Annotated in this window: 17 protein-coding genes; 15 read left to right on the top strand and 2 right to left on the bottom strand. The window is 47.5% G+C overall.

Annotated elements, in window-relative coordinates:
• Nucleotides 1-20 precede the first annotated feature (20 nt).
• Entirely contained in the window at nucleotides 21-518 is a 498-nt protein-coding gene (locus BN6628_RS23950) for a DoxX family protein (protein WP_068621274.1), read from the top strand.
• A 6-nt stretch (nucleotides 519-524) separates the two neighbouring features.
• On the opposite strand, the gene BN6628_RS23945 is transcribed toward BN6628_RS23950, so the two are convergent.
• Nucleotides 525-1394, bottom strand: coding sequence for an alpha/beta fold hydrolase (locus tag BN6628_RS23945; RefSeq protein ID WP_068622618.1), 870 nt, complete (start codon nucleotides 1392-1394; stop codon nucleotides 525-527).
• A 170-nt stretch (nucleotides 1395-1564) separates the two neighbouring features.
• On the opposite strand from BN6628_RS23945, the gene BN6628_RS23940 reads away from it, so the two are divergent.
• Both BN6628_RS23940 and BN6628_RS23935 read left to right on the top strand, forming a co-directional pair.
• A complete protein-coding gene (locus BN6628_RS23940) occupies nucleotides 1565-2281 on the top strand; it encodes a MerR family DNA-binding transcriptional regulator (protein ID WP_068621272.1) in 717 nt (238 codons plus the stop codon).
• A 149-nt stretch (nucleotides 2282-2430) separates the two neighbouring features.
• On the top strand, nucleotides 2431-3333 hold the full coding sequence (locus BN6628_RS23935; RefSeq protein WP_089153576.1) for a methyl-accepting chemotaxis protein: 903 nt from the start codon (nucleotides 2431-2433) through the stop codon (nucleotides 3331-3333).
• 109 nt (nucleotides 3334-3442) lie between these two features.
• On the opposite strand, the gene BN6628_RS23930 is transcribed toward BN6628_RS23935, so the two are convergent.
• Nucleotides 3443-4516, bottom strand: a complete 1074-nt coding sequence (locus BN6628_RS23930; protein ID WP_068621270.1) for a hypothetical protein — start codon at nucleotides 4514-4516, stop codon at nucleotides 3443-3445.
• Nucleotides 4517-4769: 253 nt separating this feature from the next.
• Here BN6628_RS23930 and tnpB point away from each other — a divergent pair, with 253 nt between their 5' ends.
• The 12 genes from tnpB to BN6628_RS23870 all read left to right on the top strand — a co-directional run bounded on the left by tnpB (nucleotide 4770) and on the right by BN6628_RS23870 (nucleotide 17395).
• On the top strand, nucleotides 4770-5063 hold the full coding sequence (gene tnpB / locus BN6628_RS23925) for an IS66 family insertion sequence element accessory protein TnpB (RefSeq protein WP_082927045.1): 294 nt from the start codon (nucleotides 4770-4772) through the stop codon (nucleotides 5061-5063).
• A 502-nt stretch (nucleotides 5064-5565) separates the two neighbouring features.
• On the top strand, nucleotides 5566-6231 hold the full coding sequence (locus tag BN6628_RS23920) for a DUF1281 family ferredoxin-like fold protein (protein ID WP_068621268.1): 666 nt from the start codon (nucleotides 5566-5568) through the stop codon (nucleotides 6229-6231).
• 514 nt (nucleotides 6232-6745) lie between these two features.
• Nucleotides 6746-8848, top strand: coding sequence for a TerD family protein (locus BN6628_RS23915; protein ID WP_068621266.1), 2103 nt, complete (start codon nucleotides 6746-6748; stop codon nucleotides 8846-8848).
• Nucleotides 8849-9010: 162 nt separating this feature from the next.
• The gene (gene pnuC / locus BN6628_RS23910; RefSeq protein WP_068621264.1) at nucleotides 9011-9688 is read left to right on the top strand and encodes a nicotinamide riboside transporter PnuC; all 678 of its coding nucleotides are present in this window, start codon (nucleotides 9011-9013) and stop codon (nucleotides 9686-9688) included.
• Complete coding sequence (locus tag BN6628_RS23905) at nucleotides 9685-10692, top strand: AAA family ATPase (RefSeq protein WP_068621262.1); 1008 nt, start codon at nucleotides 9685-9687, stop codon at nucleotides 10690-10692. Before pnuC ends, BN6628_RS23905 begins: the two co-directional genes overlap by 4 nt.
• 34 nt (nucleotides 10693-10726) lie before the next feature.
• A complete protein-coding gene (locus tag BN6628_RS23900) occupies nucleotides 10727-11617 on the top strand; it encodes an NUDIX hydrolase (protein WP_068621260.1) in 891 nt (296 codons plus the stop codon).
• The gene (locus tag BN6628_RS23895; RefSeq protein WP_068621258.1) at nucleotides 11617-12189 is read left to right on the top strand and encodes an NADAR family protein; all 573 of its coding nucleotides are present in this window, start codon (nucleotides 11617-11619) and stop codon (nucleotides 12187-12189) included. Before BN6628_RS23900 ends, BN6628_RS23895 begins: the two co-directional genes overlap by 1 nt.
• Complete coding sequence (locus BN6628_RS23890; protein ID WP_068621256.1) at nucleotides 12179-13006, top strand: TIGR02452 family protein; 828 nt, start codon at nucleotides 12179-12181, stop codon at nucleotides 13004-13006. The genes BN6628_RS23895 and BN6628_RS23890 overlap by 11 nt, the downstream gene beginning before the upstream one ends.
• 370 nt (nucleotides 13007-13376) lie before the next feature.
• Nucleotides 13377-13703: an ArsR/SmtB family transcription factor gene (locus BN6628_RS23885; protein ID WP_068621254.1), complete on the top strand. Its 327-nt coding sequence runs from the start codon at nucleotides 13377-13379 to the stop codon at nucleotides 13701-13703.
• A gap of 170 nt (nucleotides 13704-13873) precedes the next feature.
• A complete protein-coding gene (locus tag BN6628_RS23880; protein ID WP_068621252.1) occupies nucleotides 13874-15613 on the top strand; it encodes a SulP family inorganic anion transporter in 1740 nt (579 codons plus the stop codon).
• A gap of 298 nt (nucleotides 15614-15911) precedes the next feature.
• Nucleotides 15912-16697: an SMI1/KNR4 family protein gene (locus BN6628_RS23875; protein ID WP_235847750.1), complete on the top strand. Its 786-nt coding sequence runs from the start codon at nucleotides 15912-15914 to the stop codon at nucleotides 16695-16697.
• A 197-nt stretch (nucleotides 16698-16894) separates the two neighbouring features.
• Nucleotides 16895-17395, top strand: coding sequence for a DUF3221 domain-containing protein (locus BN6628_RS23870; RefSeq protein WP_068621250.1), 501 nt, complete (start codon nucleotides 16895-16897; stop codon nucleotides 17393-17395).
• Nucleotides 17396-17594 lie beyond the last annotated feature (199 nt).

Genomic DNA, 17594 nt, shown 5'->3' with positions numbered 1-17594 from the left:
CGGAGGAGGTAACAAGACGAATGGAACCGCTAATTGTTCTTATCGGGATTACAGCAGCCCTTCTCATTGCGGGTGCTGCGGGGGTAAAACGTCTGAGGCCTTGGCCTGTGGCGCTTCGGGGCGGTGTAGCTGCCATGTTCATGTTGACGGGCACGGTTCATTTTGTGTGGATGCGCGAAGAGCTCATCAGCATGGTGCCGCCTTACCTGCCCTATCCCGGATTCCTTGTGACGCTTACCGGAGTGCTGGAGCTGGCGGGGGCTTTAGGTGTGCTGTGGCGGCCGACAGTGCCTTGGGCAGCCGGAGGACTATCACTTCTGCTGATCATCATGTTCCCTGCAAATGTTCACTACGCCCTCTCCGGCCTCGCGGTGAAACCAGAAAGTGCTCTATTTCCCCGCACCCTGATGCAGATCGTCTTCTTGTCCGCGAGCCTAGCCATCCTAATCTACTACCTTCGTCATCGGCCTATGCGGCGGAATTCCAATGAGGTAGACACAAATACAGTGCGCCCGTAACCAGGGCTAGCCCAATAATTTTCCCACCAGCCAAGGTTTGATCAAGGGGAGAACTGCTTCGGGCTGCATGGCCTTTGTGTGGTCCATTTCTCCCTTTAGAATTCTAATATCCCAGCCAAAGTGCTCTAATGCTTCCTTGTGCTTGTTCAATAACCCTGCGATGTCTACGGTGACATTCCCGAAGTTCTCTCCATACATAATTGTATCCTTCTCCCCAGCGAACGCAAGCTTAGGGAAGACCAGCTTGTCCTGGACGAGGGTGTCATCGAAGTCCATTAAGCTCTGATACAAGGTCAGGAACTGCTTGGTCTGATTGGGGTCCATTTGTACCTGCACGTTATACCAATCCACTTCTTCGGGATTAATACAAGCTTCTTCTGACTGGGACCCATTATAGATCTGATTTAATGCTTGCTCATGAGATTTGGTGGTTACGGTCAACATTTCCTGATACGGTCCACGGTAGGGAGGGAATCCTCCCATAATTAGACTGTCCAGCCGGTCCGTGCGGATAGCGAGCTGCAGGCCTGCTAGCGCCAACCAGGAGTAGCCATAATAGCTGAATGTATTAACGTTCATCGCATCTGCGATGTATAAGAAATCCGACGCAACGTTCTCGGCGGTAAGCTGATCCGGCTTAGGGTGTTCGAACAGATAGCCCTCATAATCAAAAAACAAAACCTGAAATGTATCGGATAGGCCTTCGACAAAGTGTTTTCCCAGCTCAGGATCTACCCCCCACAATTTCAAATTCTCCGCTTTTTGGCCGAAAACAGACTTTTTGACTATGGGCAGCATGATGACCCTGTCACCAGGAACTCCGGTTAAGCCAACTTCCAGCTTGGACCCGTCGTTCAAGATTACATTCTTCGTCACAGTCACTATTTTCACTATTTATCACTCCCAGATCGTTATATTTCAAGCGTACAACATTCATGCAATATTCCGGTTTTTCGCAGGGGGAGTATCAGTGATACTATAGATTTGAGGTTTCTATATTAACGCAGCACTTTAAGGTTTCACTTTAATCATGGGATGTGGGAAAATTGCCAGATACATACACACCTGCGCAAATTGCCAGCGGGCTGAACGTAAGCACTACCACGTTAAGACGATATGAAGATCAGGGATTGCTTCCTGATGTGTCGAGATCGGAAGGAAATCATAGATTGTATACGCGGGTTCACCTTCAGGCTTTTATCACCATTCGGTCGTTATTAATGGGATTCGAGATACCTGTGGTTTATGAGGTCATGAGGCGAATCAAGGAGGCGGACGTTTCCGGGGCACTCTGGCTCGTAAACCACCAGCTGTATCTGATCCAGGAAGAGAAAGAGCGGGTTGAGGAAATATTGAGCATGGTCAGAAATGCCGATTTCGTCCAATACCGCAATATAAAATTATCAAATTCGATGACGATCGGGAGGGTCGCTGAAATTGCTGGAGTGAACACATCTGCCATTCGGCATTGGGAGAAGGAGGGGCTCATTACCTCGGAAAGGGACAAACAAAACGGATACAGGTCGTTCACGGTAACCGAGCTGCGGAAGATTCTAGTGATTAGCAGTCTGCGAAAATCAATTTATTACATTGAAAATTTGAAAGACCTTCTGCACGACTTGGAAACCCAGTCTTTTTCGAAAATAGACCAGTCCTTTCAGTATGCCATCCAGAGACTAAACGGTAGATTAGAAGCACAATTCAAGGGCATCGCGGAGCTGATGAAATATATTGAATTGCATCGAGAGGCGCATGTAGGCTGAAACGACCTTCGTATATAGCAGGTATCTATATACGCTTGTAACAAAATGTATATTTATTGTATAGATGAAGTTGTTAGACTGATAGGATCAGTGCTGGAGGTTGTACTCATGCGCCGTGTGATTTAATAGTGGAGGTCGAAAGCTCAATTATGAACATGCAACCAGTAACGGACGAATTGGTCGTCAAAGCGATGGAGCGGAATCTGGCAATGATCCGTTTTGGCATTGACCGGAAGGTAGCCTATGTTAACGAGGTATTTGCCCGGACGATGGGATATTCCCCAGAGGATTTACTGAACATGAATCATCGGGATTTATGTTTTGATTCCTTTGTCAGCTCACCTGAGTATGAGCAGTTCTGGGAAGCCCTGTTGTCGGGACACAGCTTTCAGGATAAGGTTGAACGGAGAAATTCCCGTGGTGGGCGGGTGTGGCTTGAAGCCACTTACATGCCGGTATATGATGAGCAGGAATCCGAGGTTATCGGAGTTTCCAAAATTGCGGTTGATATTACCGGACGACATTTCAGTCTGACTGAAGTGGTAAAAGAACTGGAGACAACTTCCCGGTCCTTAACCCAGCGGGCAGAGCTGGGAATTACCCGCAGTCAGGAACTGCTGACAAATGTGGACCGGATTGGGGAGATTTCAGCAAACAATACACGGACTCTTAAGGAACTGCAGGCGCAGACCAAGTCGATTCAGGGAATTGTACAGACCATCCGCGATATTGCATCCCAGACCCAACTGCTCGCCTTGAATGCTGCCATTGAGGCAGCCCATGCGGGTCCGCATGGCGAAGGGTTTAACATAGTAGCTGCTGAGGTGCGCAAGCTGTCTAATGAAGTATCGGAATCAATCGGCAAAGTTCAGGGGACTATTAGCGGCATTACGAAGGAAATATCCGAGATTTCAGACGGTATTGTCCGTATTCAGGATTCCATCATGGAAGGCCAGCAGCAAATTCGTATAACTATGGAAGACTTCAGCAGCATCGGTCAATTTGCTCAGAAGCTGGATGATCAGGCACAAACCGTTACTGAAACGATTTAATTTTGCGCCCCGGATTAGGGGCTTTTTTTAGCTTCAAAGCCACCCTGGAGGTGGCCTTAAATTTGCTGTTTTGAACTGTATGATAGGAGGTCGGGGGAGTGGTTCTAGATTACAAATAGATCCTCTGAGCCTCCTCGTCGAAGAATTCAATGATATCTGGATACCCGGTAATATCGATATGGTTCTGTCTCAGGATCTTCTGAATGAAGATGGTATCCGCAAAAATTTTATTGAGGATGATTCTGCACCGGGATGGGGTGCTTTTGAAGTAATCAACCAAATCGTGAATCTCATCAAACTTAAAATAAAGAATATAGGTAACATAATTCTGCAGCAGGGTACTAAAGATGTGATCACGGTAAGGGTTAGAGTGAGGACTAGCGAGGAACTCTCCCATGATGCCGAATAACGCGGTTTTCTTCTCCGAATACATTTGGATCAAATCATCGGCGTTATTAATCAGCCGCAGCATATCTTCTAGACCTTCTTCTGGAGGCATTACCAGTCTTACTGACTTGCCTTCGATTGTCCTTAACAGTTCCATCGTGAGATTTCTGCAGTTCTGTATCTCATGTGGGGCTATACATAATTCACTTCTATATTTGTCATGATTCTGGCTGTAGTAATTGTGAAATGTAGTAAAGTAATGTTCGATATTTATGCCGGTTTTGGTATGAACCAATTCCTGTCCGCGAAATGAAAAAGAGTAGAGGGTCTCTTCATTAACCGGGTGGGCGTACAGATAGAAAAAGAAGAAAAAGTCTCTGAGCTGATGTTTCTGTTCCTTGCCCAGTCTGGTGGTGTCCGTCAATTGGGCTAACTGAAAGAAACAATAATGTTTCATAAAGTCATTCATGGCATTGTACGCATTGATCTTAACAACCGATGTTGTCGAGTTAATGGTAAATAACAGATAATATAATATCAGCTCATCGTATACATCCAGATGTTCAAAAACCTCCGACAGCACTGGCTTCCAGTCCGGATTTGGAGTGTAATTGGGATCCCTCGGCTGCAATTCATCTGCCCACTCTACGAACCATTCATTTTCATGCCCCGCCAACAATAACTCTGCACCGCCTTCCTCTAGAGGGGCGTATTCGAAGCTGTCCGTTTGAATGGATGGCAGTCCTCTGTTGAATTTTTGATTCAGATATTCATTAAAAAGGAATTGAAAGTTCATCGGTTATACCCTCTCGGATCGTTTATAATTCAAATCGGCTGACGCCCTGCTGGAAGAACTCTAATTTTCATCTAAAAGTCTTCGACATAAGGTGAAGCATTCCTTCTAGTTCATGGGTTCGGAATGCCCCACTGATATCTAGTTCAAGCATTTCGGAGACAACAGCGGTCGTAAGAACACTCGGCATCGCAGCGTTCGAATAGGGCAACTTTATATCCAAATGGCTTAACTGAATCGCCAAGAGAGATTACCTTTGAATAAAGACCACTTCAATTGGAAAGGAGTGGGTCATTTGTTTCTGTTCTGTGGTCGCAAGCGGGATCGAATGAAAGCCTTGTACTGGGAAGGCGATGGATTCGTCCTGTTGTACAAGCGACTGGAATCCGGTCAATACCAGTGGCCCATGGATGCGGAGGCTGTACGCTCGATCACGCCACAGGAGTTTCGGTGGTTGCTGGAGGAACGGTCCATTCATCAGCCGAAGGTAGTCAAAAAGCTGGCTTCACTCCTTCCATATAGGTCAAAACAGAGCCGAAAACGCTTGTAAAATCGGGGTTTGTACACAATTCTATGGTAAAATGACAGGCATAGAAGACAGTGAGGGAACGGTATCTCATGAGCCCCTTGGGACAGCTACAAAAGATAGAGCATCGCATCGGCGACCTGGAAAAAGAGAACAAACGGCTACAGGAGAGCGTACAATTTCTAACGCAGAAGCTGTACGGTAAAAGCTCCGAGAAAACAGCTTCCCTCCCAGTAGGTGTGGAGCAACTCGGGAACTGTGTGATCTCGAACAATCCAGCTGAGAACAGCATTCGTCCCTGTTTAGTTACCAGCGATTGCATTTCGTCAACAGCCGGAACTACTCGATGCGTACCTTCCATGGAATCTGACAGTTCAACAACATTGTACATAAGGCAGAGCCTATGGAGCTTCATGAACCATGGGCTTTTCTGTTTCAATACAACTTCTTGTTTGACGTTGACTATTGTTCAATCAACTCACGGGAAAAATTAAAAGGATACTAAGACCTAGTAAGGAGTTAGCAGATGACAAATCATATTTATTCCAGAGTTGTAATCAAAGGGACAGTTGGACAGCTGAAGGATATTATTAGAAGGACGACTGTCGCAGATAGTGAAAAGGATTCGATAGATTTTAACCTTCTATTCCCTATGCCAGAAGCGCTTAATAACACCGTTTCCCCTGTAAGCATTGTAACTGAAGAAGAGTACGCACAAGCTCGAAATAAGCAGGCTGAACTTTTAGCAAACAATGCGCGTGCGGTAACAACAGGGTTACCGCTAACTAGAGAAATGTATGATTCCTTAGTCCAAAAATATGGGTGTGCTGATTGGTACACATGGGCTAATAAAAATTGGGGTACAAAATGGGGGACTTATGATGTCGAACTCGAGCAGGCAGAGAGCATTCAATATAAACTAGATAATGACCCTGAGGATCAAATGATGGAGATATCATTTAGCTTTAAGACAGCTTGGTCACCTGCTAACGGCTTATGGATGAATATTTCAGGTCAATACCCTGAATGCGGCTTTGAGGTAACCTTCTGTGAAGAGTTATGGAGTTTCTGCGGTAGAACTTCATATGTAAATGGAGAAGTCACTGAACATAGTGAAGTAGACTGTGGTTCTCCAAAAGGTCTCCAAATAGCATCTGAAGTAGGGTACGAAATAGAGCAAGACGACGAATAATTGGACCGCTGGAACAATTCTGAGAGGGGCCGAAATACTGTGAACTCTGCTGTAATGCCGATCGCAAAAATCATGTATGTATCGCTGGTAACTACGGCAGTGGAAAGAGTATTCTTCGAAATACAGTAATGTAACTGGGGAAATTATTCTCGAAGTTGAAAATCATGAAGGTACATTTCTAATTGAGGAGGCTCCTGATTGGATCGAGAGTATCTTTGAGATTCCTGGCAAATAAGGGTTATTTTACGCTTGCAATAGTCGTAATACTTCCACCCTGTTCGCACGGCTAGAGGTATGTGATGATGGACACATCAGAAGTTCAAGTCACCCGACTTCGAACGTTCTAACCAACCTTCAGGCTACTCGCGGTCCTTCCTTCTATTTCAATTGGGTAATTAGGGCCGCAGCTTTCCTGAAGGATGTCTATAAGAGAGGAGGCATCCAGGCTATAATATTCCTTCCTTCTACACTCACTTCCAATGAAATTAGGGATATTGCTTTCCTGGAGTCTTTTATGATAATCAATACCATCTATTTGCGAAGAGCGAACAAAATTATTGTGAACCGGGAACAAGGTACAGAACGAATTCCGAAGACACATTTGGCTGCGGCCTTGAAGAATATCGAACACCTGGGATATACGTTCTCCATGCCATTGCTAAGCGCTGTCCGAACCTTGCCCAGGGAGCAGTTCGAAGCGTTGTATCATCAGCTGGTTGCCGATCTTAAGGTGCTTGTAGGCGCCCATGTGGAATACAGACCGATGTATCAGGACTTCCCGCTGCAGGTGATGCAGGAAGATGATGCGGAGCTGTATCTGAACGCAATTTATCACTATCTTACCCTGGAGCTGCCGGAGTCGAAGACGGCGGACAGACCTCCGCTGCTGGACACGGTAAGCCTTAAGGTGATCGATCTTGGAAGCAAAGCGGAGTTCCATACGATGATCCGCCAGCTCATTGAGGCCAAGGGTTCCATTTCCGAGACAGACAAACAAGATATCGATACTGCCATTGAGCTTGCGGATTTAGAAGAACTGGATGAGATTCTCCCTTCCGAAATTCCGTTCAAGGAGAATGTGGGATTCGTTGCAGGTTCCCTGTTAAAGCATGATAAGGCAAATGTGAAGCTGATCGGCCGGTACATCAAGACGGCAACCGATGTTCTCCGGCTGGCTGTAGCTTGGTCGCACGGCGATGTGAGCCTTGCCGAGGCCACACGTTTCCGCAAGTTCAAACGTTCCGAGAGACGGCTGCTGCTTGGATTACTGGAGCAGTGCGGACAGATTACGGAGGATATGCTCCGCTATAAAGAGCGCTGGATTCGCCTAGGTGAAATCCTGCATCCTTCGGAATACAGGCACCGGTATATGCGGGCTGAGGAAGCTTTTGATATTTTACGGAACAACAAGCCCTTTACAACGTTTAACGGGAGCGTTGAGCTGGCTTTTCAGTATCATAATGTCTGGGGTCTGATGGATTTATTGATGCAGCGCCCAGGTGAATTCGCAAGAAGATTGGATCATTTGCTGCGGGTTGCCGAAGACCCCGAGTATGTGGTGCTGGCTTTTGGTGAAGTCGCAGATCAAGTCTCCACACCTGTCCTATTGCAGGTGAAGAACCATTTTGCCCGTCGTAATGAGCCTCAGGAGCTTAGAGTCTTTTTCCCAAAAGGGAATGTGGCCAAGGCGTTTGCGATCCCAAATACGCTTCCGGCGATCAGCCAGGCGGCGTGCCAGGACATCATAGAACTATGCAAAAAGACGCTTATACACCGGTTCTCCGCATTGCCCCCGCTCGGGAAGACCTATATTGACGGACGCTTGAAGTCCTACCATGTCCCGTTCTCTCAAAGATCGGCCAGCAAAGCTTTGCATACCATTGTCCGGGGAAGCCGCGTGCCTATGATGGAGGGGGACACTCTCCGTTTCTTCAGCTGGTGGAAAGAGGGGACGGTGGACGGTAAGCCGACGGGCCGCGTGGACATTGACCTGTCAGCTGTTATGTATGATCGCAACTGGCAGTATGTGGAGCATATTTCTTATACCAATCTGCGCTCTTCCAAGTACCGGGCTGTGCACAGCGGAGATATTGTGTCAGCGCCTCAGGGGGCGTGCGAATTCATTGACCTGCACATTCCTTCCATCGTTGATTATGGCGGACGTTATATTGTGGCAACCCTTCACTCGTTCACAACTCAGCCTTATTGCGATTTGCCGGAGTGCTTTGTGGGCTGGATGATGCGGAAGAAACCGGCTTCGGGGGAAATCTTCGAGCCTAGGACGGTTGCCAATAAAATCGATGTCACTGCCGATACGCAGATCGCCATCCCTGTGATCCTGGATCTCGTAGAGCGCACCGTGATATGGACGGACCTATCCCTGACAAGACAGCCTCACTACTACAACAATGTGGAGGGGAACCAGAAAGGAATGGTCCTGATGGGCAAAGCGATGACAGCTCTTCGGAAGCCGGACCTGTACGATCTATTCATGCTCCATGCGCAGGCAAGAGGAGAGTTGGTAGATGCCAGGGACCAGGCAGGATCGGTATTCTCGGTGGATAAAGGGGTTACTCCATTTGATATCGAGTTAATTATGAGTGAATATCTTGTATAAGTGCTAGAAAAGTGGCCAGTCGCCGGAGCAATTCCGGAGGACTGGCTTTTTAACTTTATATATTGCTTTTGATAGTAATGTTATGTTATTATCAATTCATAAATAAGAAAAGACTGGAAGTTTCGGCAGTCTACAAGCTGGTGAAAGCTGAGGGGATGCAGGATGAAGAAATTTATGGGCAGATGGAATGCATTCGAATTAGCATGGCTGCTTTTATTTACCCTGGTCGCAGTTGGGTTCACGATAGCCTCCAAGGATTCTTTATTCGGGTTTACCGTCTTTATTACAGGGGTGCTGTGCGTGGTGCTTGCGGCTAAGGGCAGCCTGATGAGTTATGTATTCGGCATGTACAATACCGTAGGTTACGCTTATTTGGCTTATACGAATGGCTTGTTTGGAGAGGTCATGCTGAACGTATTTTTCTTCGTACCTATGAACGTCATCGGCTTCTATATGTGGAAAAATAACCGGCAGGGCGGCAAGCTGTCCATGCGGCAGATGAAGCTTAAGGGGCTGCTGCTGGTCACGGGCGTCTGTGTGTTAAGCAGCCTGCTGCTTGGGCTGGGGCTCTCATTCATTCGCGGACAGAACTCGCCCTATATCGATGCCATTACAACAGTGCTGTCGATTGTGGCCACCTTTCTGATGGTCAGAAGATTCAAGGAACAATGGCTGGTCTATATTGTGCTCAATATGTTCACGGTAGTGCTTTGGGTAATTCGGATGCTGGAGGGCAGTGCAGACGGCCTGCTGATGATTGTGATGTGGAGCGCTTATTTGATCAACGCCGGTTATGGCTACTACAATTGGAATAAAGGAGCTAAAGGGGTGGCGGTATGAAGACACTCGGACTCACTCTGGGGAAGTTCGCCCCGCTGCATAAAGGCCACCAGTTCATGATTGAGACGGCGCTGAAGGAGGTCGATGAGCTGATTGTGGTGATCTACGAGACAAATGTCACTACGATTCCGCTTCATATCCGGGCGGGCTGGATTCGCAAGCTCTATCCGGCAGTCCGGGTGATTGAGGCCTGGGATGGGCCGGATGGCTACTCTAATGACCGGGAGCATGAGATCCGGGAGGAGCAGTATATCCTCGGATTGCTAAAGGGTGAACAGGTGACCCACTTCTACTCCAGCGAGTTCTACGGCGAGCATATGAGCATTGCTCTGGGTGCGGTGGACCGGCGGGTCGATGAAGCCCGTGAACGGGTTCCGATCTCGGCGACGATGGTGCGGTCCGAACCTTATAAACACCGGGAATTCGTGAGCGATATCGTGTACCGCGATTTAATCACCAAGGTGGTGTTTGTGGGAGCGATGTCAACGGGCAAATCTACGATCACCGAAGCGTTGGCGCAGCGGTATGGGACTACATTTGCCAGCGAGTATGGGCGCGATTATTGGACCGAGCACCAGGTGGACCGCAGAATCAGCTTCGAGGCGTTCGATGAGATTGCAGCCGGGCATCTGGAGCGGGAGGAGAAGGCCCTGCTGGAAGCGAACCGTTACCTGTTCGTGGATACGAATGCGATTACCACGTACATGTTCGCCATGGATTATCATGGGCGGGCGCCGGAACGGTTAACGCGGATCGCGCTGGAGAACGCCCAGCGGTATGATTTGTTCTTCCTTTGCGACGATGATATTCCTTACGATGATACGTGGGACCGCAGCGGGGATCAGAAGCGGCATATATTTCACAAGCAGATTATTGCGGATTTGAAGCAGCGGCGGATTCCGTTTATTACGCTGCGGGGCAGCCTTGAGGAACGGATGTGCAAGGTAGACGAAGTCTTGGCGGAGTTCCGGCCTTACGATAATTATTTTGGCGGGCTGATCTGAGTAATTAAGATAAATAACCAAGGGGGTAAAGCTGGTGGACATAGTTGATCGCGATGGGCTTACAGAACGGGAGTTTTTGGAGCGATACCAGGTTGGGGATTACGAGCGGCCGTCGGTGGCAGCGGACATGGTGATTTTTACCGTAACCGATACGGAAGAAGATAACTATCGCAAGCTTCCGGACAAGGAGCTGCGCATTCTTCTCATTCGCCGGGGAGGGCACCCATTTCTGGGTAAATGGGCGCTGCCGGGAGGCTTCGTCCGGCCGGATGAGACGACAGAGCAGGCCGCGGCAAGGGAACTGCGCGAGGAGACCGGCGTGCATGATGTTTATTTGGAGCAGCTGTATACGTTCAGCGATATTGGGCGTGACCCCCGCACCTGGGTGATGAGCTGCAGCTACATGGCGCTTATCAACAGCGACCAATTGAAGCTGAAGGCGGGAGACGATGCGGCTGAGGCCGCCTGGTTTAAAGTGACCTACCGGCTGCTTAGGGAGCGGAAGGACATGACCGGGGACGGGCACGTCAAGACCTGGGAGTATGAACTCAAGCTAAGTGCTGGAGAAGATGAGCTCATGGCGGTCGTGGAGCGAAAGGTGACGGTGAAGCGATCTTCAACGGAAACAGCTTATGCCATCGTGACCAATGAGGGGCTTGCTTTTGACCATGCCAAAATCATCGCTTACGCTATCGAACGTCTGCGTGGAAAGGTGAATTATACAGACCTCGCACTGCACCTGATGCCGGAGCTGTTCACCTTGACGGAGCTGCAGATGGTGTATGAGGTGATCCTGGATAAAGAGCTGCTGAAGGCTGCATTCCGCCGCAAGGTGACGGATTTGGTGGCCGAAACAGACCATTACACAGAGAATGCGGGGCACCGGCCATCCCGCTTGTATCGAAGAAATTGGGAGGAGACCTGATGATCTACAATATTGAGGAGTTAAGAAGGGCTTATAATGCGGGCGAAAAGTTCAAGTACGTGTTCTTCTGGGGGCATACTCCGCCAAAGGACGGAGGCGTAGACAAGAGCTGCTTCAGTCAGTGGTGGATGAGTCCGTTTGAGGTTGACGGCACGCTGTACTCCTGTGCCGAGCAGTTCATGATGGCGGAGAAAGCCCGGCTGTTCGGGGATGAGGAGATGCTGGAAGCGATTCTGAAGGCCAAACATCCCAAAGAGATGAAGGCTTATGGACGTGCGGTCCGGAATTTTGACAAGAATATTTGGGATAAAGAATGCTACGGTATTGTCCTCAGAGGCAGTCTGGCCAAGTTTTCGCAGAATGAGGAGCTTGGGCGCTACCTAAGGTCCACAAAGAACCGCATTCTGGTTGAAGCCAGCCCACGGGATCGGATTTGGGGAATTGGGATGGGCCAGTCCAATCCGGACGCGGAGAATCCCGTGAAGTGGCGGGGGAGAAATTTGCTGGGCTTCGCGCTGAGCGAGGCCCGGGATGAGTTGATGAGGAAAGAAGGGATTGGAAATGAAGCGTAAAGGAATTGCCCAGGACACTCTGCGAATCCAGCAGATGGGTTTCTATGAATATGAGGGGCGACGAGTTGAATTCGCCGCGGCGCAGAAGCATTCGGAGGAGAACAGCGAGCTGATCACTCCTGAACAGGGAGCGGAGCTTGTACGGAGCAGCGCTGAGCTGCCCCGGCTGCCGCAGACGGCCAGTTATTCCGTCGCCAATGAGGCAACGGTGAAGGCGGTCTTGGACTTTGCGGCGGCAGGCAAGCCGCACGTTGGCGTGCTGAACTTCGCCAGTGCGAAGAACCCCGGCGGCGGGTTCCTGAACGGAGCCATGGCTCAGGAGGAGAGTATTGCCGCTTCCAGCGGGCTGTATGCAACCCAGCTGTGTAATGAGGGCTATTATAAAGCCAACCGGGCCTGCAAATCAATGATGTACACCGATCATGCCATCTATTCGCCGGACGTGGTATTTTTCCGTAATCCGCGGTTTGACCTTATTGAGCGGCCCGTGACTGCCTCGGTCCTGACCCTGCCGGCTGTGAACTATGGGCAGGTTCTACTCAAAGGCGAGGACCCACAAGAGGCGGAACGCGTGATGAAGGACCGGATGCGACTCGCGTTGGCGATATTCGCGCATAAGGGCGACAAGAGTCTCATCCTGGGGGCTTACGGCTGCGGTGTATTCCGCAACGATCCGGTCAAGGTCGCCGGGTGGTGGCGCGAGCTGCTTGAGGACGAAGACTTTGGGCTGCTGTTCTCCGAAATCCGTTTCGCGGTATTGGATAATTCCAGGGATGGTAAGACCATTCAGGCGTTTGAGAGGGCGTTTAATGACTGAGCAGCATATTGGCAAAGGTCCAGGCAGATATTGTGTATAGAGAAAGAGAAATCGCGATGATTTCTCTTTTTTTTTTCATACCGGGTAATTTATATAAAATGAACTTTAGAATATACCGATCTCAGCTTCGATCCCGAGTGAGTCTGAAGAAGCGGAGCGTCCGCCTTTGTCTCCGAAATGCCCCTACTTGGATATTTAGTTCAAGCATTTTGGAGACAACAGCGGCCTTAAAGAACACTCGGCATCGCAGTACCCGAGAAGTGTAACTTTCATAAGTTCATTTTATATGTCTTGCTTCAGGTTATTCATTCGCCATGCAGTATGATATGATAGCTTATATTCAAATCTTCAAATATTAGGGGAGAATACAATGATTCAGGAAGTCCTACAATTCAAATCTGAATTTTTCAAGGCCTTAGCACACCCATTAAGGATTCGAATACTTGAGATATTGTCGGAAAGCGATAAGACCGTGAATGAGATACAGGCCATTCTGGGCAGTGAAGGTTCAGCGGTGTCGCAGCAGTTGGCCGTTCTCAGGAATAAGAACGTTGTTGTAGGGACCAAGTACGGAACATCGGTCATTTATTCATTAAGGGACCCCTTAATTAAGGACTTGTTAAAAGTAGCAAAGCAGATTTTTGATAATCATCTTATTGATACTATCACCTTGTTGGAGAACATTAAAAATGAATAACAAACCAGCTGTAATAAAGGGCTAATGGAGAGGTAATCGCCATGAAGCCCTTTTTTTCTTAAACTCTGGGCGTTTATTAGGTAAAAGTGAAATTGACACCGTATTACTTTGGATATATGATTCTACATATATTCAAATAATCAAATATTTATAAAGCGGTGAAGAAGAGCATGAGATTTAGCGGGAGATATGAAGGATATAATGTAAAATCGTTGCAGAAGGACCTGATCTCGGGTTTGATTGTGGGAATTGTCGCCATTCCATTAGGAATGGCGTTTGCCATTGCATCCGGAGTCAAGCCGGAGTATGGCTTATTCACGGTAATCATTGCGGGTATATTAATTTCCCTGTTTGGCGGTTCCAAATTCCAAATTGGCGGACCAACCGGTGCGTTTATTCCGATTTTGTTCGGGATAGTAATGCAGTACGGTTATGATAACCTGCTTATTGCAGGATTCATGGCAGGAGTACTTATTTTCTTTATGGGCGTCTTTAAGCTTGGCGGAGTCATTAAATTTATTCCACGACCTGTTACCATTGGGTTCACAACCGGTATTGCGGTTACGATCTTCGCAGGGCAAATCGGGAATTTTCTTGGATTAACCGGCTTAAGCAAGCACGAGTCCTTTCTGGCTAATATGAAAGAGCTTGGTGCTCATTTATATAGAACGAATATGTACAGTGTGTTAACCGCAGCCATCTGTTTAACAGCCCTTCTACTTACACCGAGACTGCTTCCTAAGGTGCCTGGTTCACTTATGGGTTTACTTCTCTCCACCGTGGTGGCTTCCGTGTTCTTTCCCGGTCAGGTGGCAACTATCGGCTCTACTTATGGAGCTATTCCGAGGAGCCTGCCCAGTATCCATTTTCCTGCAATTACCCTTGAGAATATTCAGCATTTAATCAAACCTGCTTTTGTTATTGCCATGTTAGGTGGGATTGAATCCTTGCTGTCGGCTGTAGTCGCAGATGGAATGTCTGGAACGCGGCATAACAGCAACCGGGAGCTTATCGGTCAAGGGATAGCCAATATGATTACCCCGCTGTTTGGGGGAATTCCAGCCACAGGGGCTATTGCCAGAACCGCCACCAATATTAAGAGCGGTGCGGTATCACCCTTTTCCGGGGTAATCCACGGTATTGTGGTGTTAATGGTTTTGTTCCTCTTTGCTCCACATGCCTCCCGCATCCCGCTTGCCAGTATGGCGCCTATCTTGATGATGGTAGCCTGGAATATGAGCGAACGCAAAGAGTTTGCCCATGTGCTAAGAACCAAGAGTGCTGAGTCAGCCGTACTGGTCATCACCTTTGTTCTTACCGTCTTTACAGATTTAACTACGGCGGTTGAAGTTGGGTTGATCTTATCCGGGGTCATCTTCGTGAAGCATATGAGCGAGCTTCTGACCACGGCCAAGGTTCTGCCCGATCCGAATAGCAGGAACGAAGAAGTGGCTGCCCATATGGTTCAGGAGCAGCATAATTGCCCTCAGATCAGTATATACACGGTTGAGGGGGCGTTGTTCTTCGGGGTGGCCAATATGTTTGAGAAGAGCATTATGGACGAGATTCATTACAAGCCTAAAGTGCTGATCCTGAAAATGAACAATGTGCCCTATATGGACACTACGGGTGAATCCAATTTGGCAAGCCTGGCGAAGCACTTTAAGAAGCACGGTGGCACCGTGTTCATCTCCGAAATCCAGAATCAGCCGCGTCTGGTGCTAAGTAAGACAGGACTGGACGAATTCATCGGGCAGGAGCACTTTTTTGACAAAACAGGTGAGGCAATCAGCGCTGCCCTTACAAAAATTAACTACGGTCAATGCAGGGGGTGCAGGCATTTTGCATTCCATGAATGCCAGCAGCTTGCCTATTCAGAGCCTAAGGAAAAGACCAGATTAAATGGCTGAGCCCAGTTGAACAAATAGACCACTCCGGGGTTGGAGTGGTCTTCTCCTATTTTTGGCAGTATTATATTTACTATATAAGATGAACTTTAGAGCTTACCGATCACAGCTTCGATCCCGAGTGATTCTGAAGAAGCGGAGCGTCCGCCTTTGTCTCCGAAATGCCCCTACTTTGATATCTAATTCAAAGATTTCGGAGACAACAGCGGTCGTAAGAACACTCGGCATCGCAGCGCCCCAAAAGGGTAACCTTCATAAGCTCATTTTATATAGAATAGTAAGGCCATCCTTAATCAAAGTGGTGATTATATTGAAACCTACATATCAGGAAATCGATGATGTACTGGAGAAGATGCAAGTAGCTTTGGAAATAGCAAGGGAGCAGGAGCCCGACTTCTACGCCAAGTATCCTATGGAGCTGCGAACTGAAGCTGAAGCTGAGGATATACGTGTGGCCACCCGCGAGTGGAACCTGCCGGAGGAATATTTGTACTTCTTGAAGCACTACGTCCCGACATCGGTATCCTGGAGCACGGACGAATATATCAACCTGGACATTTACGGCGCCAAGGATTTGATCGGGGGACAGTCGGGCTACAATTATAATCATGTTAGGGATGAACCTATCACAGATTGGCCGAAGGATTATCTCGTTATCGCCTCGGATGAAGGCGATCCGTATTGTATCGATCTATCCCGGGGGGATACAGTTATTTATACGGCGGAGCATGGAGCGGGGACTTGGGATTTCTCCGTTGCTTATGATAATCTCACCGAGTTTCTTCATAGTGTCCTGCGGCCTCGTAGCCTCGAGGACGAGGAGTGGGAAATGGACGAAGATGAGCAGTACAATTATTATAAAGTGTTAATCACGGGTCCAGGCACTGACAAGATCAAGACCCTGGTGTTCATCAAAAAAGTATTTTCCTGCGATTATGCTCAGGCCAAGGCTCATTTGGAGACAGTGCCTCTGCTCGTGTATAAGGGTATTGACCGGGGGGCTGCTGACATCGAAGCCCAGCTTAAAGGCATCGGCGCAGATTATGAATCCCGCCAAATTAGTTGGGATGAGTTTATACGGGGATAGACAGAACCAGAAACTAGATACTTATCTGCAAAAAACAGCGGTTAACCAAAATAGCTCCAAAGCCGGAGTGGAAGGGTCTACCGCTGGAAACGGACAAGATATCGGACTTATTAAAATTACTGAAACTGGTCGACAAATTAGTAATTGGAGTAATTAAATCATCAACTAACCGGCTATAACTAATTTAGGAGGTTTGGATGAAAAAAAACTACTTCCTTATATTTATACTGTTATTCTTTTTAATTTCTGGATGTTCCAACAGCATTTCAGACGAAGAGAGGGATGATAATATAAATACTACTTTTTCTGGTGTTGTTGTAAAAAAAGAAGTTGGTAGAGTGCTAGTCACGAATTATATTGGTAATTCTGAAAATAAAAGTGAAGCTATATGGGTTAAAACAACTACTGAATTAGAAATTGGGGATACAATATCGGTAAAATTTGACGGTGGGATAGAAACTTCAAATCCAGCCCAAGGAAAAGCAAAGAAAATTGATGTTATACATGATAAGGAACAAAATGAAAGATTCAAGAAAGAAGCGATAGTAAAAGCGATAAATGAATCCAAATATATGGATGTACCAGTAATCAAAACCGTAGAATACAACAAAAAAGATAATCAGTGGGTTATTAAACTATTTGACAACAAAAATGGCTCCGAAGAAAAGGAAATCAATATTGAATTAAAGAATCAATGATTTTAAGGGATTTAAATAGAATAAGTTGCCTGCTCCGCGCTTTATCCATATACGCCTGAAGCTAGTGGACTGAGAGTTTAATAGAAAACATAGCTAAGCCAGACCCACAAAAAGAAGACATTCGTACCGCATTTCGAGACAAATGTCTTCTTTTCTTTTATCTAAGTGGCTTTTAAGTTTAGTGTAGATGCTTATGTTT

Source organism: Paenibacillus tuaregi, from assembly GCF_900086655.1.
Taxonomy (GTDB): domain Bacteria; phylum Bacillota; class Bacilli; order Paenibacillales; family Paenibacillaceae; genus Fontibacillus; species Fontibacillus tuaregi.
The sequence above is the reverse complement of the archived record's forward strand: the minus strand, read 5'-3'. Positions and strand labels throughout refer to the sequence as shown.